General features: G+C 66.1%; 12 protein-coding genes and 1 pseudogene. 7 read left to right on the top strand and 6 right to left on the bottom strand.

Features of this window, described 5'->3' with window-relative positions:
- Nucleotides 1-2 precede the first annotated feature (2 nt).
- The 5 genes from drmB to ACYVDK_RS02795 form a co-directional block, all read right to left on the bottom strand.
- Nucleotides 3-2,105, bottom strand: coding sequence for a DrmB family protein (drmB, locus tag ACYVDK_RS02775; protein ID WP_460517625.1), 2,103 nt, complete (start codon nucleotides 2,103-2,105; stop codon nucleotides 3-5).
- Complete coding sequence (gene drmA / locus ACYVDK_RS02780) at nucleotides 2,102-5,788, bottom strand: DISARM system helicase DrmA (RefSeq protein WP_460517628.1); 3,687 nt, start codon at nucleotides 5,786-5,788, stop codon at nucleotides 2,102-2,104. Before drmA ends, drmB begins: the two co-directional genes overlap by 4 nt.
- Nucleotides 5,788-9,813: a DNA methyltransferase family protein gene (locus tag ACYVDK_RS02785; protein WP_460517631.1), complete on the bottom strand. Its 4,026-nt coding sequence runs from the start codon at nucleotides 9,811-9,813 to the stop codon at nucleotides 5,788-5,790. Before ACYVDK_RS02785 ends, drmA begins: the two co-directional genes overlap by 1 nt.
- Nucleotides 9,814-13,002 carry a DISARM system SNF2-like helicase DrmD gene (gene drmD / locus ACYVDK_RS02790; RefSeq protein ID WP_460517634.1) on the bottom strand — a complete coding sequence of 1,063 codons (3,189 nt, stop codon included), beginning with the start codon at nucleotides 13,000-13,002 and terminating at the stop codon, nucleotides 9,814-9,816. It lies immediately after the preceding gene.
- Nucleotides 13,003-13,074: 72 nt separating this feature from the next.
- A complete protein-coding gene (locus tag ACYVDK_RS02795; RefSeq protein ID WP_460517637.1) occupies nucleotides 13,075-14,268 on the bottom strand; it encodes a DNA cytosine methyltransferase in 1,194 nt (397 codons plus the stop codon).
- A 119-nt stretch (nucleotides 14,269-14,387) separates the two neighbouring features.
- On the opposite strand from ACYVDK_RS02795, the gene ACYVDK_RS02800 reads away from it, so the two are divergent.
- Both ACYVDK_RS02800 and ACYVDK_RS02805 read left to right on the top strand, forming a co-directional pair.
- A complete protein-coding gene (locus ACYVDK_RS02800) occupies nucleotides 14,388-16,616 on the top strand; it encodes a DEAD/DEAH box helicase (protein WP_460517640.1) in 2,229 nt (742 codons plus the stop codon).
- Nucleotides 16,617-16,694: 78 nt separating this feature from the next.
- Nucleotides 16,695-16,793, top strand: a pseudogene (locus ACYVDK_RS02805) (PH domain-containing protein); the annotation flags it as partial.
- Between the two features lie 102 nt (nucleotides 16,794-16,895).
- Here the strand turns inward: ACYVDK_RS02805 and ACYVDK_RS02810 are convergent.
- Complete coding sequence (locus ACYVDK_RS02810) at nucleotides 16,896-18,113, bottom strand: Fic family protein (protein WP_460517643.1); 1,218 nt, start codon at nucleotides 18,111-18,113, stop codon at nucleotides 16,896-16,898.
- A gap of 299 nt (nucleotides 18,114-18,412) precedes the next feature.
- On the opposite strand from ACYVDK_RS02810, the gene ACYVDK_RS02815 reads away from it, so the two are divergent.
- The 5 genes from ACYVDK_RS02815 (at nucleotide 18,413) to ACYVDK_RS02835 (ending at nucleotide 23,631) form a co-directional block, all read left to right on the top strand.
- Nucleotides 18,413-19,339 carry a hypothetical protein gene (locus ACYVDK_RS02815; RefSeq protein ID WP_460517646.1) on the top strand — a complete coding sequence of 309 codons (927 nt, stop codon included), beginning with the start codon at nucleotides 18,413-18,415 and terminating at the stop codon, nucleotides 19,337-19,339.
- Between the two features lie 38 nt (nucleotides 19,340-19,377).
- Nucleotides 19,378-20,316: a DUF4352 domain-containing protein gene (locus ACYVDK_RS02820; RefSeq protein WP_460517649.1), complete on the top strand. Its 939-nt coding sequence runs from the start codon at nucleotides 19,378-19,380 to the stop codon at nucleotides 20,314-20,316.
- A 393-nt stretch (nucleotides 20,317-20,709) separates the two neighbouring features.
- On the top strand, nucleotides 20,710-20,958 hold the full coding sequence (locus tag ACYVDK_RS02825; RefSeq protein ID WP_460517652.1) for a type II toxin-antitoxin system Phd/YefM family antitoxin: 249 nt from the start codon (nucleotides 20,710-20,712) through the stop codon (nucleotides 20,956-20,958).
- Nucleotides 20,955-21,329 (top strand): type II toxin-antitoxin system VapC family toxin, encoded by a 375-nt coding sequence (locus tag ACYVDK_RS02830; RefSeq protein ID WP_460517654.1) that lies wholly within the window; start codon nucleotides 20,955-20,957, stop codon nucleotides 21,327-21,329. The genes ACYVDK_RS02825 and ACYVDK_RS02830 overlap by 4 nt, the downstream gene beginning before the upstream one ends.
- Before the next feature lie 178 nt (nucleotides 21,330-21,507).
- The gene (locus tag ACYVDK_RS02835; RefSeq protein ID WP_460517657.1) at nucleotides 21,508-23,631 is read left to right on the top strand and encodes a hypothetical protein; all 2,124 of its coding nucleotides are present in this window, start codon (nucleotides 21,508-21,510) and stop codon (nucleotides 23,629-23,631) included.
- Nucleotides 23,632-23,829: the final 198 nt, after the last annotated feature.

Here is a 23,829-nt window from a genome sequence, read left to right on the forward strand (position 1 = left end):
TTTCAGCTCGCGTTCCAGTGCACGTTCTCGAGCAGCGGGCGCACATCCTTCGATCCGGCGCCGAGCGACAGCACGAACCTCCGGTCGAGGAACCGGTTCGCTCGTTCGCACGATGTCTCCGAAAGGAACAGGCAGAAGTGGCACGCTGCCCCATGCAAGAAGTCCTCTTGGCCCTTCGGTACTCGATCGGCGCAGATCGGGTCGGATGAGCAGCGCCCGGCTCGATGGATCGCGTCCTCCATCACTTCGTCGAGGCGGGTCGTGCGAGCCAGGTCGACCAGACCGCCGAGGGTTCCCTCGCTGTCAGGCGAAGTCGTGGTCACGAGGATGCCCGCGGCTGGCTCCCGCTCGTCGGTCCCCGTCCACGCGTAGATGCGCTCGGCGATCGACGCGGATCCGTAACCGCTCGACATGGCCATCTCGCGAATAAGCAGGTGCGAGATCGTGTGCATGGCCCAGTAGCGCGGCGGTGGCATGAGCAGGTCGGGGTCGAGCACGATCCCTGTCTGGCTCTGACGTCGCGCGAGGTTGCGCTCGTGGGCTGCAACGTGATCCGCCCACACGCTCGAATGCAGCACGCGACCTTCCCAGGCCGCGACCGCGTGTTCGGCGAATCGAATGAAGACGCCCTCTCCGCGGTCCTCGGTCGCCGGCACCCAGGTCGGCTTGCCGTTCTGCGACAGCGGCGCGATGCGAGCGCGCTCGCCGCCGACGCGGTCGGGCGCGTCGATGCGAGTGAAGCCGGTGAACGCATTCGCCTTGCGGATTCGGTCGACGGCGACGACATCGGCGACCACGGGCTCGAGCGGCGCCGGCACCGGTTCGGAGTGCACCTTGAATCCCGCACGACGTGACTCGGTTTCGAACTCCGAAGGATGAGTGAGCGTCTCCCATTCGGGAATCAGAAGGCGGTACGGATCGTGTGTTTGAGCCGTCGTGGGTGTCACCGCCTGCAGCGCCGGAAAGAGCGCGACCTTCACCGCCTCGACGATCTGCTCGTCGGGCACGCCCGCGAATGCCGCCGCTTCGTCGGGGTTCCAGTCGCGCCACATCTGCACCTGCGCAATCGAGGTGAGCTTCTTCGCTGTGAGCGGGGGCAGCCCCATGACTTCGAGCGCGAGGTCAGCGATGGTGGGCACCTTGCGTGACGGCAGCACCAGCACGCTCACAGTGGTCGGGAACCACTGATTCGCGGCGCCGAGCAGCATTAGGCGCACTTCGCCTTGGCAGGGCTTGTCCGCCGGCGCGTAGGTCGGAAGGTGCGGATGCCGGCCCCGGCACGCCGGAAGGAGCTTCTCGCCACCAGCACGCGTTATCTCTGCGATGTTCCGTGTCGTCCCGCACTGCACGCACTCGAGTCTGACCGCAGGTCCGAGGTTGGACCGGTATTCGATCATCCGCAGCTGCGGGTTTTGTGCGGAGCATTCCACAGGGTTGCCGTCTTCGCGGTGCAGCCATTCCCGATACGGGAACTCGTCGAGGTGCCCGTTCGTGCACGCGATGAGATAACGGGCAGGCACGGCAGGGCGAGGACGCGGCTTGAGCACGCCCTCCTTGCGCCCTTTGCCAGGGCGCCCCTTGCAGTGCTTGTGAACGAACTGCGCCTTGTCAGGCCGGTATTTGCTCGTGTTCTCGAAGTCGAAGAAGCCCGATGAGACGGGAGCCAGCTTGTCGCATCCCGTGCAGCGCAGCCAGGCCGGAAAGATCCGAGTCGGAATGCCGACGGGCGAATCGTCGTCGGGTACCCACGGTGGCTGGCGCAACTCCTGCACGAGCGGCCCCAATTCACGGCGAACGGCGTCCAGCAGCCGGGGCACCTGCACCAGCACGGGGCCGCCTTGACGCGCGTAAGTCTTCTCCCACGCGTCCAGCCCCTGCGGCATGACAGCGATGTGCGGAAGGTCGACCGTGGAGCCGATTCCCGAGGTGTAGAGCATGCCGTTCGGGCGGATCGATCCCACGCGGGCACGGTTCTTCGATTTCTGGTCATCATCGAGAAAGGTGTCGGCGATGGCTGCAGGGATGCCGATGACGACATCCTCGGCGCTGGCGGCAGTTTGTGCGTCGTCGGTTCGCCCGCCGGCTTCGTCGATCGAATCGGTCATCTGGTCTTCGCCGCCTTATTGGGGAACGCCCACTTCGGAGCGATCGTGGATTCAGGTTCGGCGAGCTGCTGCGGCGCGACCCGCAGGCTGATCTCGGGCTGCACTTCGCGCATCGAGTTCGCCACCTGGAAGAGTTTGTCGCCCGCCTCTGAGATCTCGTCCGCAGGACTGATCAGCAATGGTTTGACGAACTGGCCCGGCAGCGACTCCTTGACGTAGGTCAGGCCCTGATTGACGACGTCGGATTGTTCTGTCCACTTGTCGAGGCGCAGCACGAGCTTGCTGACGGCCGTCTTCGCGGCCTCGCCGTCGTCGTCGGCAGCGATCGAGATGCGGGCGGCGATGCGCGCGACGAGATCATCCGCGGCGGCTCGACGCGCTGCGATCCGACCGGCACCCGCCCTGGTGTCGGGTGAGAGCGACTGTGCAGCCGGCACGGTGGCGTCGGCGACACGGGCCGCGGACACGATCAAACCGGTGAGTCCGCGCTCCATCGCCGCGTCGGAGTACGGCGTCACCGACAGCGCTTCCACGTTGGCGTAGAAGGTGTCGTGGTAGTGCTCGAACTGCTCGTAGTGGGCCATGTCGCGGGGGCGAGAACGGTTCGCCAAAGTGACCACGAGGCCCGGTTTCGCCGCCTCGCGGCCGACGCGCGATGACGCCTGAATATACTCCGCCGTGTTCTTCGGCTGTCCCACGATGAGCATGAGTCCGAGCCGGGGCACGTCCACGCCGACCTGCAGCATGGATGTCGCCAGGACGACATCGAAAGCCCAGTCTCGCGGCGGCAGCTTCTTGCCCTGTGCGGTTGCGGCGGCCGCGATCTTTCCCCACTGCGCGCGCGCCGCTGTGGTGTCCTTGTCAGCGTCGAACGGAACAGCCAGTTCAGTGAGTGTGTCGGTGATCTGGGCGGACGAGATGCGGGACGTCAGCTCCCCGATGCGCAGCCCGTTGGTGGCGCGGCGCGGATATCCGCTCGACGCGTCAGGATGCGAGATTCGCGTGGCGACGTCATCGTCGAGGTACCGGCGCATGCCCGCGAGTTCGCGAGTCGAGCTGAAGTAGTCCACGAGCGTCATGTAGGGCTCGGCGGCATCCCCGTGCTCGTCGAAGAGCCTCTGGCCTGCGAGCAGCAGAATCTCGCTGACGCGAATCTCCGCGAGGGTCAGGCGCGCACCGTGGGCGCAGACGCCGACGTACTGGCGTCCCGGCGTGTTCGGCGTGATCTCCACTTCTTTCGAGAAGAACGTGTCGCTCACACTGAGCACCTGCGGGGGAAAGACCTGCACCTGGCGGGCGTACAGTTTGCGCACCTGATCGACCGCTTTGCGCACCGTCGCCGTGGACGCGACGATCAAGGGTTTCACGGTTGAGGCGGTGGCCGCATCCGTGCCCGATTGCCATGTCGAGAGCACGTCGATCGCGCCCTCGAACAAGCCGACCGCAGTGCCCAGTGCGCCCGTGATGAGGTGCAACTCATCCTGGATGATGAGATCCGGTGGTCGCAATCGCATTGCAGTCTGCACCTGTACCGGTGGATACGTGAGGCCCAGGGCCTTCTTCGTGTTGTGCGATTCGCCCGTGCATACCGTCGAGTCAGGGTGCTGATAACCGTGGCGCGGGCACTTCTTCGACACGTATCCGAACAGCGCGGCCGCTTCACCCTCCCGCGCGAGCCGGGCGAACTTGTCGACGGTCGCCAGCAGGAAGGTCGGCGGATGCCGGTAGATCTCGTCATCCACGGTGAGCACCGGCAGCCCGTCCACGGCCTCGCCGCCCTTGCGGAAGGGGCATCGGCTGCGTGACCCGCAGTAGACCCGGATGCGCTGCTCCGTATCGTCGGCTTCCACATCCGTGCGCGGATTGACGAGGGTGCCGCACCAGGGGCACTGGGAGAACTGCAGCACGGTCAGGCCGTAGGCGGAGACCGTCGAACGGTCTTCCGAACGCACGTCGGCGATCTGCTTCGCGGCATCCGTGTAGCGCTTCGGGCTTACGCTCGACCCCACCCAGAGACCGATCCGGAACGGCGCGTCGCCCCACAGAGCCGGGTCATCGCGGCGCACGAGCTCGGCGGCGCACATGAGGGTGGTGGCGCGCTGGAACTGCTGCGAGGTGAGCAGCCGCAGCGTGTACCGCATGAGCACGGTGACGCCGTCACCGCCATCCAGCTTGCCGTCCGGCGTGTCGACGACGCCCTGCAGGCGTCGCATCCCGAACGTGAAGGCGGCGAGGCCGAGGTACGCCTCCGTCTTTCCGCCACCGGTCGGGAAGAACAGCAGTTCGGCGCGAGGAAGGTCCGATGATCGACGTGGCAGAGTCGGGTCGACGATGGCGGGCAGCTGCATGAGGATGAAGGCCAACTGGAACGCGCGCCACGATGCCGCGCCGTCGCCTTTCGCCTCGACAGCGGCCCGCGCGTCCGCTTCTGTGAGCGACCTGTCCGCCGCTCGGGCACCGGCGATCTGCGAATGGATGCGCTGGTCGCGCATGGTGCGGTTCATGAACGCGAAGGCCGTACGAGCGCGCTCGTCGGCCAGAAGCACCGCGAGGCCGTCCTGCAGTCGTTTCGAGGCGAGCTTTCCTTCGTCGAGCCCGAGATCCGCTTGCGCTCCCAGCCAACCAGGAAGGTTCGCTGCCTCGGATGCCTCGCCGGCGAGCCACTCGTCGTAACCGGTGATGAGCGGCCGAAGACCAGCTTCGAGTTCGTCGGGGGTGGCATCTTCGAGCGTCCGCATGCTGAGCACGGCACCGGGCACCTCCGGCGCGAGGGTCTGCGGAACTTCGGCGGTGGGTAACCAGGTGGTTCGCACGGACAATGCACGCCGCGAATCCACAGCGGGCAGTTCCCAGGTGGCGGACGCGGTGCGGCCGATCGCGAACTCGAGGCGATCCCGATAGAGGAGGTCGAGCCGTTGAGCCTCCGCGTCGCGGTGCTCGCGGTCACGCTCGACCGCGTCTCTGGTGGGGAGGAACACGGCGGATCCGTCGGTCGCTTCCACCCCGAGTGTGGCCTGGAACAGCCAGAGCCGCGGTGGCAGCTCACGCCCGGTCACGACGGTGTTCAGCAGTGCGGCTTCGACGACGAGCGCACCATGGTGGTCGTAGACCTCGACATCGAGGGCGACTTGCCCGTCTTCGATCTCGACACGTTCCGAGGTTCCCCGGGCGATGGAGGTGACGTCGATCTCCACCGGCCGCCCACCAGGATGCCGGTCGTAATACGTCTTGATGATGCCCGCCCCGTCGGTCTCGCGCCGCGAAGAGTACCGGCCCCAGCTGGGGGTGAACCGCAGCGGCGGGGCGTCGCGCGCGACGCGGAACCGGAGGCCCATCGACGCCGGCGCGATGATTTTCGACTCGGGTCCACGATCGTCGGTATTCTCACGCCCGTCGCCATCGCTGACCTCGTCATCTTCCAGGGCGGGCAACCCTTGCTGGTCTCGGCTCATGCTGAGGTCGGAGTCCCTGGCGTCGTCGTCGACCAGGTCGGCGGTGGTCGCCTGCGCGGCCGACGGCTCATCGATCGAAATCGGCGCGAGCGCACCGACGAGGTACCGCGCGCGCGGCGTGCCGATGATCGCCTCGTCGGGCCCGTCCCACGGGCCCATGAGATCGCGCTCGAGCAGGCCGAGCAGTTCGGCCCGCACCTGCTCGGAAGTCGTTGTCGACTCGTCAGCCACTAGAACATCGCTCCTTCAGGCCTCTCGGACTCCTCGAGGGTCTTCCCGCGCTTCGCCTTCTTCGGGTTCTGCTGCGCCTCGATCGCCGCGCGTCGGTGGTTCTCCTCGAGCAGTCGATCGAGGATCTCGACGCGGGCCGCCGGGCTCACCGTCCACCGCTCCATCTGCCGGTACGTGTGGAAGCCATGGTCGAGCTGAATTCCAGTCCAGCCGTACGCCTCCATCACCGCCTCGTCGATCTGCACATGGATCGACCGGATGAGATCGACGTCGGCATCGCCCTGTACATCGGGTGAGTTCACATGGTTGTACAGCGCAGTGAGACCGAGCTGTCGGCGCAGCATGATTTCACGGCGCTCGCGGTCGAGCTGCTCTCCGAGTTCGCGCATACGATCGGTGTTCTCAGGGCGCGGAAGTGTCTCGAAGACGTCGGAGGGCGTGTACCGCGGGTCGTTTCGCATGCCGGAGCCGTACTTGATCGCCCACGTCTGATGCGGCATCGATGATAGAAACGCGAGGTCGGCGAAGTCTTCCGTAGCGAATACGACCGTGGCGTCGCTGAAGACCTGATCGGGGGGACACAGCAGCGGCATCACTGTCTTGCTGACACGAGCAATCGCGAAGACGAAGCGAAGTTCGCGAATCGCGCCGTAGAGCGCGGGCCGTGGGTTCCAGTACTTCCACCACTCGTTCACCATTCGGGGGTATGCGGTTGCATCCTTGGTTGAACGCTCGGGGTAGACCATGTCGACGAGGTGCTGCCACGGATCGGAGAACACTTGGGCCTGCGTAGCCGTGCGTTCGCCGAAGTCGATCACCCACCTCGAGGCATCGCCTCCGGCCCTGCTGTTCAGGTCTTCACCGTTCAGATACGGGAAGAGAACCGATGCATTGCGACCGTCTTCTGCCGTCATTCGGGCTGCCTCATGGTCATCGAGGATGAAACCCTTGCCAAGGACGATCGATCCTTGAAACGCTGTTCCCTTACTAGATTGAAGCCTGCCGGGGAGCCCTGAAACGCGACCTTGGGGCTCAAGGAGGGTGGAGATCTTCGCGACGCGGTTCCCGCCCCAGGTTGGGCGGACATGTGCGGCACGGCGTCCCGTCGCCACCCAGACAGCCGCGTACTCAAGCGCTGCACTCTTCGCGGGCCAGGGGGCACTCTGAACCGCTCGCTGAATGAACGCACCGCCATCGACCAGCTGGTCAAGGCCGACTTGTCGAGTGTCGCCTTGAGCGAGTGTGTTCGTGGCGATCAGCCCGAGCTGTCCACGCAGTTGGCTTACTAGTGCCGCCGCTCGCAGCAGGAAGTAGGCAACCAGGTCTGCGTTGCCCGTGGCGCCACCCGCGATGGAGTTCACCATCCATTCGCGAACGTTCCCGCCCATCGCAGGAGAGAGCTTCTTGGCGCCGAGGAATGGTGGATTCCCGATGATCGCGTCGAAGCCGCCCTTGTCATGGATCACGTCGGGTGCTTCGAGGATCCAGTGCAACGGCTTCCAGCGCGCTTCACCGGTGTCGACGGTCGGCGTGAGTCCGGCGTCGACAATCGCGTCGAGTCGGCGGCGGTTGCTGACCGAACCGTCAGCCGGATACGCGTCCCGGAGCGCTTCCGCGAGCTCGCCGTAGCGCTCCTCGAGCTTGCGTCCGGGCTTGCCGCCCTCCAGCAGCCCCGCCGCAATGATCCCGTCAGCGACGTTGCGAAGCTTCGCCGTCACCTCCCACGACTGCTCAAGTAACACCCGCTTCGCGCGAGTCGAACGCATAGGGTCAGCGTCATCGACCTGTCCCGAAGCGAGTTCGCGGCGGAGCCGCGCGGCATCCTCGAGGTCCTTGTCGACGTCGAACGCGGCGAGCTGACGCTTCATCGACTGCTTCGGGTAGATGTGCTGCGCCTTGAGCTGAGCTTCGGTCGTGACGCCGAGCAGCGAGTTGCCGTGGAAGACGCGGTCATCCACGAACGAGAACGGCTTGCCGGGGTCCATCGAGATGAGCCATAGGGAGAGCTTGCACATCTCGACCGCCATGCCGTTGATGTCGGCACCGTAGAGGCAGCGAGCGACGATCTCGCGCACGGCCCACCGCTTGATGTCGGGCTCCGCGCCGACGTCCATCCCTTCTATCTCGCGGGCCTCGATCAGACGATCGGCGAGGTAGCGCGCGGCAGCAACGAGGAAGGCGCCGGATCCGGCTGCAATGTCGGCGACCTTGAGTTCGAGGATCTCCGCCGACGACTTGAGCTTCCACTCCGTGTCGCTCTCTGTATCGAGCGGGCCCGGCGAGTACACGAGCGGTTGCAGCGCATACAGCACGACCTCTTCGGCGAGGGACCGGGGCGTGTAGTGCGTGCCGGTGTTCGCGCGCTGCGGCGATTCGGTCATGAGGATGCCGCCCGCAGGCACGACATAGGGGAAATCGCGCAGGTCATCGCGGATCAGCCCCGCGAACGGCAGAAGTCGCTCGACCGCCTCGTCATCGCCGAGCAGCGCGTGCCGCAGTTTGGTGCGGGCATCCGCCTCTGCCTCCGGGTTGAGGACGGAATACGCCTTCGTAAGCTGGTTCGCCGTTCTCGGTTTGGCGTGTTCCTGCGTCTTCTTCAGGTGCTCGGTCAGACGCTTCGCGAAGTCGGCGGGGCTCGACGCAGCATCCGCGATCTCTTCGAGCTCGGCGAGCGGAATCTCGGGCTCGAACCCCGCCTTTCCTTCCAGTCCCACGATGAGCTCCGGGGCGTACGCCGCCGAGTACCCGAGCAGGCCCTCGTACACATACCCGATCTGTTCCACGTCGAGATCGCGAAACGACAGTGGTCGGGCATCGCCTGCGACCACGGCGATCTGCACGGCGCTCAGCACCTCGAGCATCGCCCTGTCGGAGACACGCACGAAGAGCCGACCCTGGCCGTCCGTTGCTTCGAGCCACGAGAAGCGGTCTGGATCGAACAGCGAGCCGCCGTATGCGGGCATCCGCATGTCTTCGAAAGATGCACCGTTGAAGACCGCGTTGCTCGCGGCGAGCAACCGGTGCCAGGTCTCCCAGGTGTGGTCGAGAGCTTCGGCCGACGTCGCTTGGGCGTCGCGGGCGAGCCGCTCGCGGATGCCCGAGATCGCGTACGCCGAACGGTACAGCTCGTGGTCGGGAAGAAGTCCGCGCTGCTCGGCGAACAACAGGAAGACCACGCGCATGAGCACGGTGACCGCGCCCTCGTACACGAGCTTCGGGTCTTCGGGCAGGGGCGACTCGCCGTACTCGGCGAGCGCACGAAGGTGTACGTCGGAGAAGGATTGCAGCACGAGCTCGACCGCTCGCCGCACCTGATCGCCGAGTGCTTCGGTGATCTGCTCCGCGCTCGCGACGCTCTCCGCGAAGACACAGTCCAGCCGCTGCTCCGGGAGGCCGCCGGCGATCGAATCGAAGCCGGCGAGCGCGAAGAAGGCGTCCCGGCTCTGCCGCTCCTCGCGCCAGAGCTGAGCGTCGAAGTAGCCGCTCGCCGTCGTCACGTCTTTCACCGCTGAGACGAGCGCCCACCAGCGGCCGTCGGTCACGATGCCGATCGTGACCTTCGTTTCGCGCAGCAAGTGCGCCATGCGGTCGATCGCACTCGCCGACCAGCCATCGGTCCCGGTCGCTCGCAGATTGGAAGTGGGGTCGACTACCGTCACGAGGGCACGAGGGGCGCCGTCGGTCTCGAGGATCGCCCATGGTGCGACGTCGATGGCGCCGTTCGGAGAGTGCGCGATCAGCGAAGCCGCCGGATGCAGGTTCAGCTCGTCGCCCCACCGCAGCAGGTCGCGCAGCACCACGGTCACCCACCGGTCACGAGCCTCGTGCACGGTGTCGTCGCCGGAGCTGGCGGATGCCTTCATCCAGCGCGCGTGCTCCTCGACGAATGTCGCGTTGACGTCATCGACCGACGAATCGGCCTTGGGCAGTCCCTGCTTGTAGAACGAGCGCAGCGCCGCCTTCGACAGGAACGGGCCATCGGGATCGACCAGCGACAGCCACTCCCACGGGTCTCTCTCGGCCACTTACGCCTCCAGCTTTCGCACGTCGCCGGGGGTAAGGGCGAACACGAGCGCGGCCACGAACGTGTGCGCGGTCACGTTGCGGTATCGGCGCTCGATCGAGTCGCGCTCGGAGCGCTGTTCCTCGTCGAGAGTCTCTAGGCGCTTGCGCACTCGCGCGAGATCGCGTTCACGCTGCTGCTTCTCCTCGGGCAGCTCGAACAGCATCTCTTCCCCCGCTCGCCGCTGCTCATCGGCCCGCGCGAGCGTCTCCGTCAGGGTTCCGCGGAATCGGTCGAAGATCGCATCGATCGCCGCGAGATCGGCTTCGCGCCGACCTGCGAGGTCATCCGAGACCTCACGCTGGCGCCGCTCCGCACGCCTCGTCACGGCTTCGGCCACTCTGGCGCCGACACCGTCCAAGTCACCCGCGTCCTGATTCCATCTCGACGCCAGCATCTTCAGCGTCGCCTCGCCCGGAGCCGAGAGCCGCGAGCCGTCCAGCGCGGTGGCGAGCAGTTCCTCGGCCTTGTCGATACCGAGTTCCTGCCTGCGAGAAAGGCGGGTGCCGGCGAGGAAGACTTCTTCGTGCAGCCGCACGCCGCCCTCGCCCACGAGGACGAGCCGCGCCACACCGGCCGCGAACGACTGGTCGAGGCCATCGACCACCACGGCGCTGACTCCGCGCACCTGATCAGTACGCGTCCACACCTGGCCGCGCAGCTCTCGCGCCGCACGCTGCACCAGCGGATGCCCGAGGTGTGCGAACACGGCCTCCGGCAGCTCGCGGGCACGGTCCTCGTCGAACGTAAGCGGGCGGTACACGCCGCGGTTCAGCCGAGTGTCGAGCCCCTCGAGCGCAGGAACCCACGACTTCGCTAGACCCTTCGGCACCTCGTACAGCACGCCATCGCCGCGCGGATCATCCACCTTGCGCAGAGTCGGCTGGCCCGACACGCGCAAGCCCTCCGAAATCACGCGCAGCAGGTTCTGCTCGTGCAGGTGCATCCGGTCGCGCGAACTGTCGAGGCGCTCGGCCAGCCTGGTCAGCTCGCGACCCATCGCGCGCTCGTCATAGAGCACCTTGTTGATGACCTGCTCGCCCAGGTCGGTCTTCTCCTTGCGCGCCGGCCCCTGACCGAAGCCGAGTTCACGCTGAAGGTCAGGAGCGATGATCTCGGATGCCGACCCGAGGTCGCGGCGCACCTGCGAGAGCTTCTTCGCGACGCGGGCCAGCAGATCGACATCCTTGGCATAGGAACTGTCCCCCGTTGCCTGCGGGTGCCACACCAGCGGATCCTGCGTCTGCCCGTAACGGTCGATGCGGCCGATACGCTGCTCGAGCCGGTTCGGGTTGAACGGGATGTCGAAGTTCACGAGTCGGTGGCAGTACGTCTGCAAGTCGATGCCCTCGCCGGCGGCATCCGTGGCCAGCAGGATGCGCACCGGCTCGTCACTAGGCGGCGTGGTGAAGCGTGCGCGGATGTCTTCGCGGGCCTCCGCATCCGTCGGCCCATCGATCACGGCCAGCCGTTCGCCGCCATAGCCCTGTGCATCGAGAACTGCCTTCAACCACTCGATTGTGCTGACGTACTCGGTGAAAATGACGATTCGCTCGTCGCTCCAGCCGAGGCCCGGCACTTTCACGAAGCCCTCGATCAGTTGCAGAAGCGCCTGGAGCTTGCTGTCCGGCCGCCCCTCGTACTGGTATCCCCAGGAGATGAGCCATTCGAGATCGGCGATGTCCTTGTCGGTGAGCCCGACTTGAGCACGCTTGGCTGAACGCAGCGCCTCGAGCTCGGGCTGTTCGAGTCGGCCCTCCTCCTCATCGGATGCCTCCTCGCCGAGCACATCGTCGTAGTCCGGGATGTCCAGCGCATCGTCGCCGTGGGTCGCAAGGTAGGCCTCGGCCGTCGAAGCGAAGGCGACGGGCGAGGAGAAGAATCGCTTCTTGAGGATGAGCGTGGCAAGATCGGACGCCCGCCTCCCGCGCTCCTGCTTCACCGCCTCGTTGCGCCGGGTCGTGAAATCGATAAGACGCGTGTACGCCTCAGCCTCGGCGTCCGTCGGCTCGAAGACGAGCGGCTTCACCTCTCGCTGCTTGAACCCCTTCTTCGGAAGGTTGCTCTTGAGTCGCCGCACGGCCACGTCGCGCAGAGCCCGTTCATCGAGGTCGGCACCCCGCGCGAACCTCTGCTGATCGATCATCTCGAGCAGAGCGGTGAACGACTCTGTGTAGCCGTTGTGCGGAGTCGCGCTCAAGAAGAGGCGATGCTCGCAGGCTTCGGCGAGTCGACGCACGGCGACAGTGCGCTGACTGTCGATGGCGTACCGCGCCTTCCGGTCGTTCGTTCCCCGGCTCGGCGTTGCCGGCGCGACATGGTGAGCTTCGTCGACGACGAGGACGTCGAACGCCCGGTTCATGGCCGTTCCGGCATCGCGCACGCTTGCGTACACCTCGTCCAACAAACGTTCGGCTCGCGGCAACGGCAACCACGACATCGACACGATGACGCGCGGATATACGCGGAAGGGGTTCGCGTGCACGCCGAACGTGCGACGGAAATCCTTCATGGTCTCGGAGTTGACGATCTCGAAGCTCAGGCCGAACTTGTCCCGCATCTCCTCCTGCCACTTCAGCTGGAGGCCCGCGGGGCAGACGATGATGACCGAACGAGCACGGTGGCGAAGCAGCAGCTCCTGGATGACCAGCCCTGCCTCGATCGTCTTGCCGAGACCCACGTCATCGGCGAGAAGCATGTTCGCGCGCGGTGATTCGAGAGCCCGTCGCAGTGGCTCGAGCTGGTAATCCTCGACCGTGGCGCTACTGCGGAACGGTGCCTGCAGCGTCCGCGGATCCGCACTCGTCAAGGCGCCCCACCGCAGCGCATCAAGGTAAGCCGCGAACGTCGTCGGGTTGTCGAATTTCGTCGGATCGATCCGCTCGGGCAGGCCCTGCTCGCGCACGATGCTCCGCCCCGGCTCGAGCTCCCAGATCACGGTCAGTTCGTGCCCGTAGTCGTCTTCCTCGATCGACTGCAGAGTCACTGCGTTCTGAAGCTCGGCGCGTCCATCGTCAGCGCTGGATCGTGGAAGCGACTGAGCAGAGACATCGGTCACCGACCAACGGGCGCCTCGAATATTGACGAGGCGTCCCACCTCGGGAACCTCGCGGGAGACGGTCTCCGATGGCTCGGCGATGACGTTCGACATCAGCGTCCTTTCTGCGTGACAGCCTTTCAGTATGGCCAGAGCCTCCGACGGCATCGAGCCGTCCGGCAGGCTTCACGCACTGTCTCGTGCCGCCGCGAGAGTCGAGTTGCGCGAGATTTCGCGGATGTCGAGCAGAGCCCCCACAACGGCTGACCCTAGTTGTGGGGGAACTGCATTGCCGATCATGGTCGCCAACGCGCTGCGTGTCGGGCATATCGAGAAGTCGAAGTAGTCGGGAAAGCCCTGAATGCGGGCCGCCTCATGCGCGGTGAGCGCCCGAGCCTGCTCAGGGTGCATGTACCGGCCCTGTCCGATGCTGCCGAACCCGCTGGTGATGGTCTGCGCAGGCTCGTCCCACCGAAGCTGTCCGTACATCGACTTGTAGCTGTGCTCGCCGCGATGGCATTCGGGGCGGAGCTCATTGGGAAGGTCGAACTCCTCGGGATGGTCGAGCAGCCACTGCATGCGAGCGCGATTCTCCGGCTTCGCTACGGGACGGCGATCGATGGCGGATCCCCCATCCACGTCACAGAGGTCGCCGATCGCCCAGTTCAGATCGCGATGTACCCGCAGCTGTTGCACGCGCTCGAACACCTGTCTCGGCGAAACATCGGCAGTCTTCGTGGCGAGCAGAAGGTGACGCTTGCGGGTCTGCGCGACTCCCAGGTCCTTCACGGACAACACGCGGTGCTCGGCGTGGTAGTCGAGGGATTCGAGATGCGCGACCGCCCTGCTCACAACGCCTTCACCATCGTGGCGGTCCCGAAGGACCGCGGGCACATTCTCGATGAGCACCATCTCGGGAGCAAGGATCTCGACCGCTCGGACCATCCGCAGGTAGAGCGCGTTCTTCGCATCGACCCGGCGCGTGTGGTTGTTCAGATTGCTGTGCCCTTGGCACGGAGGTCCACCGACCAGCATTGTCGGACTAGCGCCGATGGACATCTTGGTGCGAGTCTCGACGAACGTCGCAGTGGCACCGAGCTCGCCGTCGAAGAAGTTCTCCACTGAGTCGAGCTCGACTCGATCGGCCAAAGGGAAGTTGGCGCGATAGACATCGACCGCGGTCCGCTCGAAGTCGACCGCGAGAGGTATGCGAAGCGATGCACCTCGCTCGTACAGCGCCTGCGCGGTCCCGAGCGTCAACCCGCCACACCCGGCGAAGAGGTCGACAACACTGAGCGACTGCCCTCGGTCCGATTCGAATCCGGGACGTTCCCGGGCACGAAGAGGATGGTCTAGGTCTTCGTTCGTCCCCGCCCGCACAAGCTTCCACGTTACCCGCAGAGCGGGCGCTCCTCGAGGAGGGCCCTATCCGATCTTGGATTCGGCCACACCGATACGATGGCCGCCGAAGCATCGAATCGAATGAAGGTAGCGCTGGCATGCCGAATGTGCTCTGGACCGACATCAAAGGCGTCAAGCCGCCCAAGTTGGACAAAGCCATCGAGATGCGCGTGTTCGCGTTCATCCAGAAGCTGCGCCAAGACGACACCACGGATGGCCTCCGCATCAAGCCGATGACGAATGCCGCGGACCCGCGTGCGAGGACCGGCCGCGTCACCGATGGCTGGCGTGCCGTGCTCTACCGCTTCGACTCGAGCGATGGCAATCGCACCTATGTCTACGTGGGCACCTGGCCCCACGACGAGGGCATCGAGTTCGCCAAGACGAGAGTTCTCGACGGCAACCCTGTCAATGGCATCGCCGAATTCATCGACGCATCGAAGCCGAAGGCGCGTGCCGTTGAGGCGCCAACAGTCTCGAGAGCCGACACGAGCACCCCATTCTCGTTTCTCGAGAACAGTTTCAACTATTCCCTTCGCGATCTGATCGATGTCCTGGGCTTCGACAGGGCGGATGCCCGCGCTCTGCTGACGGCTCCGTCAGAGGATGCCGTGCTGAATATCGCGGAGAGCTTCGAGAACGCGTGGCAGCAACGAGCCGCCCTCGCGCTCGCGGTCGGAGAGGAGCTCGGAAAGATCCGCTCCGACCTCGGATTCGACGACTCGGCGGCAACGGAGCCAGCGGCTGACGAATCAGATGACGATCGCATTCTGCGTGCCCTCGAGCACCCCGCCGCTCGCATGCAGTTCGCGTTCATCGAGAGCGACGAAGCGCTGCGTCAGGTGATAGAAGGAGGCGACTTCGGCGCGTGGCGGGTGTTCCTCCACCCGGAGCAAGAGCGCTACGCCACTCATGACTTCAACGGACCCTTCCGTCTCACCGGGGGCGCAGGAACGGGCAAGACAGTGGTCCTGCTCCACCGCGCTCGGCACCTGGCTCGACGTGAGCAGAACGCAGCGATCGTGCTGACGACCTACACGCGCGCTCTCGCGGAAAACCTGGACAGAGATCTCGCGATCCTCGATCCGGATCTGACGAGAGCCACTCATCTCGGAGGCCCCGGCATATACGTACGCGGCGTCGGCGCGCTCGCACATGCAGTGCGCATGAAGGCCGGAGCCGCCTCCTTCGCTCGAGCATCCGCTCTCGTATTCGGCACTCCGATCGACGGAGTGAGCAGCACCGTCGGAAACACCGAAGGATGGCGGGCTGCGCTGGAGAATGTGCGGCCGAGTCTTCCCGACGAGCTCGTGCACGAATCCTTCTTCGAGGGCGAATATCTGCAGGTGATCCTCCCCGCTCGCATCAGTACCGCGGAGGAGTATTCCGCCGTACGCCGACCGGGACGTGGTGTCGCGCTCGACAGGGCGAAGCGAAGCGAAGTCTGGAAAGTCATTTCGCGCTTTCGCGACAACGCTCGCCAATCGCGTCGCCTTTCGTATGCCGAGGTGGCCGCGATCGGCGCAGCATGGCTGGACATGTTCGGGGCATCGAACGGCATGCTGGTCGACCACGTACTCGTCGACGAGGGACAAGACCTCACGCCGTCGCACTGGCAGTTTCTTCGGTCCCTCGCACGGCCCGGAGTGAACGATCTACTTCTGGCAGAGGACACCCACCAGCGCATCTACGGACAGCACGTGGTGCTGTCGCGCTACGGCATCCGCATCGTCGGCCGATCGCGCCGCCTCACGCTGAACTATCGAACGACCGAACAGAATCTCCGTTCTGCTCTGCGAATTCTGGCTCCTGCCGAATTCACCGACAGCGAGAATGACACGGAGGCGCTCACAGGGTATCGCTCGTCGCGGAGCGGGCCGGAGCCCATCCTCCTCCCTGCCGTCGATGATCAAAGCCAGCTCGATCTCATCGGCGGCTTGGTCGAAGAATGGCTGGCCAGCGGCGTTGAACCGGCAACCATCACGGTACTTGCACGGACGAATGAACGCGCAACGGTCGTGCGCGACGGGTTGAATCAACGAGGAATCGCCCTCAACCTGATCAAGAGTCCGAAGGCCGAAGGTAACCGTCCACTTGTGCTCACCATGCACACGTCGAAGGGCATGGAGTTCAGCCGGGCCATCCTGTTCGACATTTCCGACGGTTGCGTGCCGCTGCCGGCGGCCATCAATGCCGCAGCTCCCGACGAACGGAACGACGCGCTTCTGCGCGAACGATCGCTCCTCTACGTCGCTTCGAGCCGCGCCCGCGACGTGCTGGCAATTTCATGGAAGGGCAAGCCGTCGGAGCTGCTCGGCCTGGCCTGACGACGGTGTCAGGCACTAACTCAGATCGTCAATAGTGCACGGAGCAACTCTGCGACGTACCCGCTGATCGCCGTGAACGTGCAAGGCATATCGGGTAAGAAGAAGGACTTCTCGTCGCTGCCGTACTCGAACATCCAGGCCTGGTCGATCGAGTCCGCTGGCCACTTCGACAGCGACTCCGAGCTCGAGCTGTGGTTCAGCGGGCTCGGCAAGGTGCGGTTCGAGTTCTCGGCAAGTTCGACTTGGGCTACGTCGGCAAGCTGCTCTCCTGGACGGTGCTCAAGTAGGCGACGACGTTCGCGCGCGGCGCCCTGCCCGCGCGGCGAAGCGGTCGAGAGCATCCGTGACGTCGGTGGCGACCCACACCCGGTTGCGCTTTCGCGACGTGCCGAGCGAGAGGATGCCTCGCTCGACGAGTGCGTCGAAGGCCCGGTACGCCGTCTGGCTGGCGATGCCGAAGCGCGACCGCACGAGATCGGCGTTCACCACCGGATGTTCGAACAACAACCCGGAAATCGCGCGGGCGGCTGAATCCGACCGAAGGCCGACCAGTGCATCGTCGTACTTGTCGCGGATCTCCCGAATGTCGTCGAACAGCTCGTTTCCGTTGCGCACGGCCGTGCCCGCGGCATCCACGAAGACGGTCACGATGGGCTCGACGTCGCCCTCGCGGTACGCACCGAGCGCGTCGAAGTATCGGTCGATATCGTGCAAGAGTCCTGCCGACACCGGCACGGCAACATTCGTGGTCGTTCCGCGGCGGCGCAGCAACGATTGTACGAGTGACCGCCCCGTGCGTCCGTTGCCGTCGAGAAACGGGTGGATGGTTTCGAACTGGGCGTGAGCGATGGCCGCGTGGGCGACCACCGGCACGTCGGTACGCACAGCGAACTTCAACAGGTCGTGCATGGCTGCGGGCACGCGTTCGAACGAAGGCGGGACGAAGGTTGCGCGATGCGGACTGACCGCGTTGCCGCCGATCCACACTTGCTCCCCACGGTAGGTGCCTGTTTTGTCTGGCGCGCTGTGCTCGAGCAAGGCCGCCTGCATCGCAATGATCGTGTCGTCGCTGAGGTCGTCGGCGAGATCCAGCGCTGATGACAGTGCACGCATGTTGTGCACGATCAGCGCCGCGTTGCCATCGTCGCGTTCGCGCAGCTCCGACTCAGCGATGGCGCGCGCACTGCTGCTGAGGTTCTCGATCTGCGACGACGATGCAGACTCGCTGCGCAGCAGAATCGACGCGAACGGCAAGACCGTTGCGCCGGCCTGAGCGTCGAAGCGAGACAGAAGAACGGATGCCTCTTCCGCATCCGCCTGCAACTGCGGCTCCAGCACGACTTCGCGGTCAGCGATCTCGGGTGTCACCGCGGCCGCGTAGGGGCGCTGCATCTCCTGCCACTGCCGGCCAGACACCTCGCTGCGGCTGAAACGCGTGACCCAACGATGGTCCTCGTAGGAGACGGCAGGCCAGGCAGCGTGCGCTTTCTGTGCCATGTGCACCTCCCACCGTTGCGAGAAGAGTCTAGGCGTTATTCACACTTATTTGAGTACGTGTGAATACTGCCTCGGCCGACTGCAGGTCGTCCGACCGTATTGCACACACACACTGACGACGCCCAGCCGGAGTCGCCGCGGCTCCCGGTGTCGTGCTCCGCCCGTCAGCCGATCGCCAGCAATGTCGGCGGCCTCGGGGATCCTGCAATATTCGCCACTCGGCGGGTGCCGCGACCTCAGCAGCGCGGCCCACCCAGGGGTCCCTCACAGTCGGCCCCTTGCCCCCAAGGGATGCACCCATGTTCCACCACATCCTCAGCACTGACTCCTCCGCGCTGACCGGCGTCGATCGGTTCATCGCGTCGGGAACCGTCGATCCGTCCGTTGCGATTGGCGCAGTCACCATAGTGATCTCCATGCTCGCCCTCGCCGTCTCGGCCACGACCATCTGGATCCTTCTTCGGCGTCGCATGAAGGCTCGCGTCGCGGCCATGACCTCCGCCGAGCGCGAGCAGCGTGAGGCTCGACTCGAATATCAGACGCGCATCCGCTCGGCCGAAAAGGCTCTGGATGCCGCGACCAAGACGCGCTCGGCGCGACTGAAGGCATCCCAAAAGGCACTCACCCAGGCGCAGGCGTTCGGCAACCAGTGCATTGCGCAGTACACCGGCAAAGACGGCTCGGCGAGCGTCAGCCCCACCTCGATCACGATCCCGCAGGGAACGTTCGCACTGACGGCATCCGTCACTGCCACGGTCGACACCGCCGGCAACCTCGCCACGAGCAGCCGCTCGACGCTCACCCGCATCGCGGCCGGTGGCCTGCTCTTCGGTCCGGTCGGCGCCATCGTCGGCGGCGTCGCCAAGAAGACCCACGCGCACGACACCCGCGAGCTCTATCTGCTCGTTCAGGGCGAGGCGTTCGCGGCGCTGATCACTTGCAATCCGGATGACGGCCAGCGCGTTCGCCAGTTCGCCACGGCCGTACGTCAGGCGGCACTGAACACCGATGGCGCGCACCAGCAGAGGTCCCAACTCGTCTCCCAAGCCGAGCACGCGCTGGCGATGGAGCAGCAGAACACCGCCGAGGTGGATGGCGCCGCACCGCCCTGCACCAGGTCACCGCCGACACCTCCCGCGTGGATGCCGCGAACGCGGCGCTCGCGCTCGAGCGACGTACCGCGCAGGACTGAAGCGCACTTCTCGGGGCGATCGCCGGCGTCCTGATCCATACATTCACCGAAGCTACGAAACGAGGAGTCATCATGATCGAGAATGAACGGCACGGCCGCGACACGGCCATCCAGGCCGTCGATGCCGATGCCACAGCCACAGGGGCCGAGACGGTCGCGTCCGATACCGCCGCGACGACGCCCAGAAAGCGCGGTTTCCGCACGTGGCCGGCGTGGCAGCGCATCGTGTCCATCGTGGGGGCCGGCATCGTCGTGGTCGCGATCATGGCTACCCTCGGCGTCGTCGCGTACCAGAACGTGATCGAGCCGCCGATCGCCAGGGCGACGGCCGAGCAGTGTCACAAGGCGTTCACGTCGAATACCGCGCGGGAGGACTGCCGGGCTGGAGACATCCGCAAGGCGAGATCCGATGAGAAGACGTACAAAGCCACTCAGCAACAGCAGGCCATCGCCGACAAGTGCGAGGGCCTTTACACCTCGCGCATCGCGGTGACTCAGTGCGAAAGCGGCGACACCGACTCGGCGGATGCCACGCAGAAGGCCGCCGATGACGCCGCAGCAGCCGCGCAGAAGAAGGCCACCGAGGGACAGTCGTTCTCCAATCCGTATCCGGTAGGCACGCAGGCGTCCATGCAAAGCACCAACCGACTCGACGGCACGACGTCCACGTACGCGGAGTGGATCACCGACTTCAACCCGAACTGGACGGGCTACGACTCGTTCGAGGCGCCCGATACGGGCATGAAGTACGTGTCGTTCGTCGTGCACGTGCAGGCCACGACGGCCGGAGTGGATGCCGGCACCGTCGCATTCGATGCCAGCTTCACCGACTCGAACGGCAGCGTGTACTCGCACTCCACCGCCCAGTACGGCGCGGGTGGCGAGATGCCGCAGGTCACGCTCGGCGCGGGGCAGCAGGCGAGCGGGATCGTCGTGTTCGAGGTGCCGACATCCGTCGCGGGCGGTGTCGCCACGTTCGGCGACGGCACCGTCTTCGAGGCGCTGCAGTGACCGCGGCCGCGAGCCGCGACGGCTATCTTGCGCTGCCGTCGACGACGGGCACGACGCTGTCGATCCCTGCGAAGTCTGACCGCTGAGGTCACGGATGCCGACGTCGCCCACCTGAACTGGCTTCGCGATGCCGTCGGGGACTCGCCCGTCGACCGGGTGGTCATCAACACCGGCAGGCGAGCCTACCGGCGCGCGGACGCTCGCCGTCGTCGTTCCCGCAGCTCGGCCCGTGACGCGCCAGTACGTTCACCGAACCGCAGCGCTCCGAGCCCCGAGCCCCCAGCCGCCAGCCCCACCCCAGCCATTGTCGGCGGCACCGTGTTCGAGGCGAGCCTAGAACCGTTCGCACTGCATGACCTAGTCAGATCTAGTCAACCTGGCTAGGCTCTTCGTATGGCAACACAACGCAGCCATTCGGTGAACATCTACGATGCGAAGACGCACCTGTCCAAGCTCGTGGCAGAGGTCGAGAAGGGTGCCGTGATCACGATCAACCGAAACGGCCGCCCCGCCGCGCGCCTTGTTCCCTTAGCGACCGCGACGACTCCTCGCCTGCCTGGAGCGTGGCGCGGCAAGGTCGCCATCGCCGAGGACTTCGACGATTTCACGGCGGACGACGACCGCGACTGGTACGGAGCATGAGAGCGCTGCTCGACACGCACGTGCTCCTGTGGTGGCTTGCCGACGACCCACGTCTGAGTGCGCGGCACCGAGACGTCATCGCCGATCCAGGCAACGAGATCCTCGTTTCGGCCGTCACCATTGCAGAGATGGCCATCAAGGCGTCGCTCGACAAGCTGGACGCGCCCGACGACGTGGCCGGCGCACTCGCGGAAGGAGGCTTCGAGCCGCTCGCGCTCTCGGTCGCGCACGCGGTCGCGCTGCGCACGCTCCCGTGGCATCATCGAGATCCCTTCGATCGGATGCTCGTGGCGCAGGCATCCGTCGAGCACGTGCCGCTCCTGAGCTCCGACCCGCACATCGCCGAGTACGACATCGAAGTGGTGACCTGAGCCGCTCGAGTACGCTCGAGCGCCGCCCAAGTCATCGTTCGAGGCCTCCCGACGCTCGAACCCGTGGTACCGACTCTCGCGTCGCCCTGCGCGGGTAGCGTGGACTCCGTAGTCGTCTTCCTCACGGAGGGCGAAAGCGCACCGGGTCCAGCGGCGCACACGGCGGGAGGGCGACACCGTGACGACAACGAATCCCGTCGGCAAGCGGGCCAGGCGTCTCGCGGCGCGAGAGGCGAGTGCGACGGATGTCAGACATCCGGAACCCCCGCAGCCGCCCGCCGGCGAACACCCGGCTCCGCACCCGCCACCCAGCCGTCTCGGCAGCTCGACGCTCACCGCGATCACCACGGCGGATGCCGTCGACGACCTCGCGCACGGGCTCTACGACGAGCACCGCACGCAGCCCTGGGTCGTGGTGACGACACCGTTCGAGTCGGGCGATCCGCACCACGACGTCGACGCCCTCGTCGAGCAGGTCGGTTCCGTCGCGCGGGTCTTCACGGTCGAGACCGGCGCCCTGACTCACCGACTCAGCGACCTGCTGCCACTCAAGCTCGGCGTCTTCGGCGGCGCGGGCCGGTCCTTTCCGGTCGGGTTCTCGAGCGCGACGACGATCGCCGAGAGCATGCTGCGGTTCCCCTCGACGGCGGTGCGGCGAGGGCCCGAGCGGCTCAGTCCCGATCCGCACGCGACGGATCGCCTGGCCGCCGACACGCTCACGCACGCGTATGGGGCGGGACTCTTCGTCGAGACGCACGCCGACGAGTCCGTGCGCTCTGGCGGCACGGTCACCGGCGTGGCGGGGTCTCGCGCCATCGTCGACCTCGACAGCGGCGAGCCGGCCGCGATCGCCGAAGAGCTCACGTACCCGCCGATCCCGCTGAGCTGGGTGGTGGCGCCCGGGCAGCGTGTCACTGGCGTTCTCGATCGCGGCTCCCACCGGCTCGGCGTCGAACTGCCGACACCCGGTGACGCCGAACTCACCGACCGATTCGCCCACCACGGCGTGACGCTCGTGCTCGTGCTCGAGACGGATGCCGGCGGCGCCACCCTCGCGCTGCATCCGCGCCTGCGCCACAACGTGACCACCTGGGACATCTCACACAATCGGATGGACCGCGCCGACGGGCTGCTCTCCCCTGGGGACGTCGTGCCCGCGCGGGTGCAGCACCTCTCCGACGGCACGCTGCACCTCTCGCTCTGGGATGTGGACGACGACGAGCCGATCGTGCCGCCGCTCGCCCTCACCGCCGGCGGGCCGCCGTGGCTCGCGGAGGGGCGGCCGCTTCCTGTCGCCGGCGATCGAGCCGCACAGGATGCGCGGGCGCGGGTCTTTCCGCAAGTCCCCGCACCTGGTTCCCCCAGCAACGACGGAACGGCGTTCGCTCCAACCGATGCCGAGCCCGTCGAGGTGGCGTCTGGGGCCGCCGAGCCCGTCGAGGTGGCGTCCGATCCCGCCGCTGCCGTCGACGTGGCGTCCGATCCCAGCATCGCCGACGCCGGCACCGCACAGGGGCCGATTCACGCGGTCCCCGGTCCTGGGCCCCGTCCGGCCGCAGCTGCGCCCGACACCGCCCACTCCGCGCGGTCCGGAAAGACACTCGTGCACACCCTCAGTCAGACGATCGCGGCGCGGGATGCGAAACTCCGCGAACTCCAACAGCAGCTCCGATCGGTCGGCACGCCGAGTGCCGAGGTCAAGCGGCTCCGGGGCGACCTCCAACGACTCGAGCTCACCAAGGACGAGCTGGCAGCGAAGCTCAGCAGTGCGGAAACCGCCCGCATCCGCCTCGCCGAGCAGCTCCGCGCGACGCAGAAGCAGTTGCGCGGAGCACGGCGCACAGCGTCGACCACGAATACCCCGAGCCAGGCATCCCGTCGCGAGCGTGGGCCTGATGACGAGTCGTGGCTGCGTCACGAGGTGCTCTCCGCCTGGGTGGCGCGCGTGCCGGCATCCGACAAGCAAGCGCGTCCGATCCCCGATCCCGGGCGCTGGGCGTTCGGTCCCGACTTCGCGACGTCACTGGAGAAGCTTGACGACGGGCAGTTCGACAAGGTGATTCGGCGCATCGTCGACATCGTCACGTCTCCGCCCAGCGCGGCGCGTTCATGGAACGAACACGCGCTTCGCAGCGGAGTGGGCGGCGACGACCCGGCGGTGGTGCGTGCCGATGGCGCTCGTAGCCTGCGTGTGGAAGTGGAACGGAACACTCCCTCCGCCCGGCGCCTGCACTACTGGCGCCTCCCCGACGGCGGCGTCGAGTTCAGCCGCGTGGTCGTGCACGACGACATGACGCCGTAGCAGAATGATCAATCGCCCATCGACATCCCCATCGCGCACTAACCGGGTGGCGACCTGCTACCGGTCGGGCATGCGCGACTTCACCCTGAACGCAAGAAGGGCCGCCCACGAATGGGCGGCCCTCTTACAAAGGTGTCCGGCGGTGTCCTACTCTCCCACAGGGTCGCCCCTGCAGTACCATCGGCGCTGGGAGTCTTA

Source organism: Humibacter antri (assembly GCF_054777235.1).

Bases quoted from the DNA above. Each gene is read 5' to 3' on its own strand.
- drmB (WP_460517625.1), bottom strand. From the start codon at position 2,105: ATGACCGATTCGATCGACGAAGCCGGCGGGCGAACCGACGACGCACAA.
- drmD (WP_460517634.1), bottom strand. From the start codon at position 13,002: ATGTCGAACGTCATCGCCGAGCCATCGGAGACCGTCTCCCGCGAGGTT.
- ACYVDK_RS02800 (WP_460517640.1), top strand. From the start codon at position 14,388: ATGCCGAATGTGCTCTGGACCGACATCAAAGGCGTCAAGCCGCCCAAG.
- ACYVDK_RS02810 (WP_460517643.1), bottom strand. From the start codon at position 18,113: ATGGCACAGAAAGCGCACGCTGCCTGGCCTGCCGTCTCCTACGAGGAC.
- ACYVDK_RS02815 (WP_460517646.1), top strand. From the start codon at position 18,413: ATGTTCCACCACATCCTCAGCACTGACTCCTCCGCGCTGACCGGCGTC.
- ACYVDK_RS02820 (WP_460517649.1), top strand. From the start codon at position 19,378: ATGATCGAGAATGAACGGCACGGCCGCGACACGGCCATCCAGGCCGTC.
- ACYVDK_RS02825 (WP_460517652.1), top strand. From the start codon at position 20,710: ATGGCAACACAACGCAGCCATTCGGTGAACATCTACGATGCGAAGACG.
- ACYVDK_RS02830 (WP_460517654.1), top strand. From the start codon at position 20,955: ATGAGAGCGCTGCTCGACACGCACGTGCTCCTGTGGTGGCTTGCCGAC.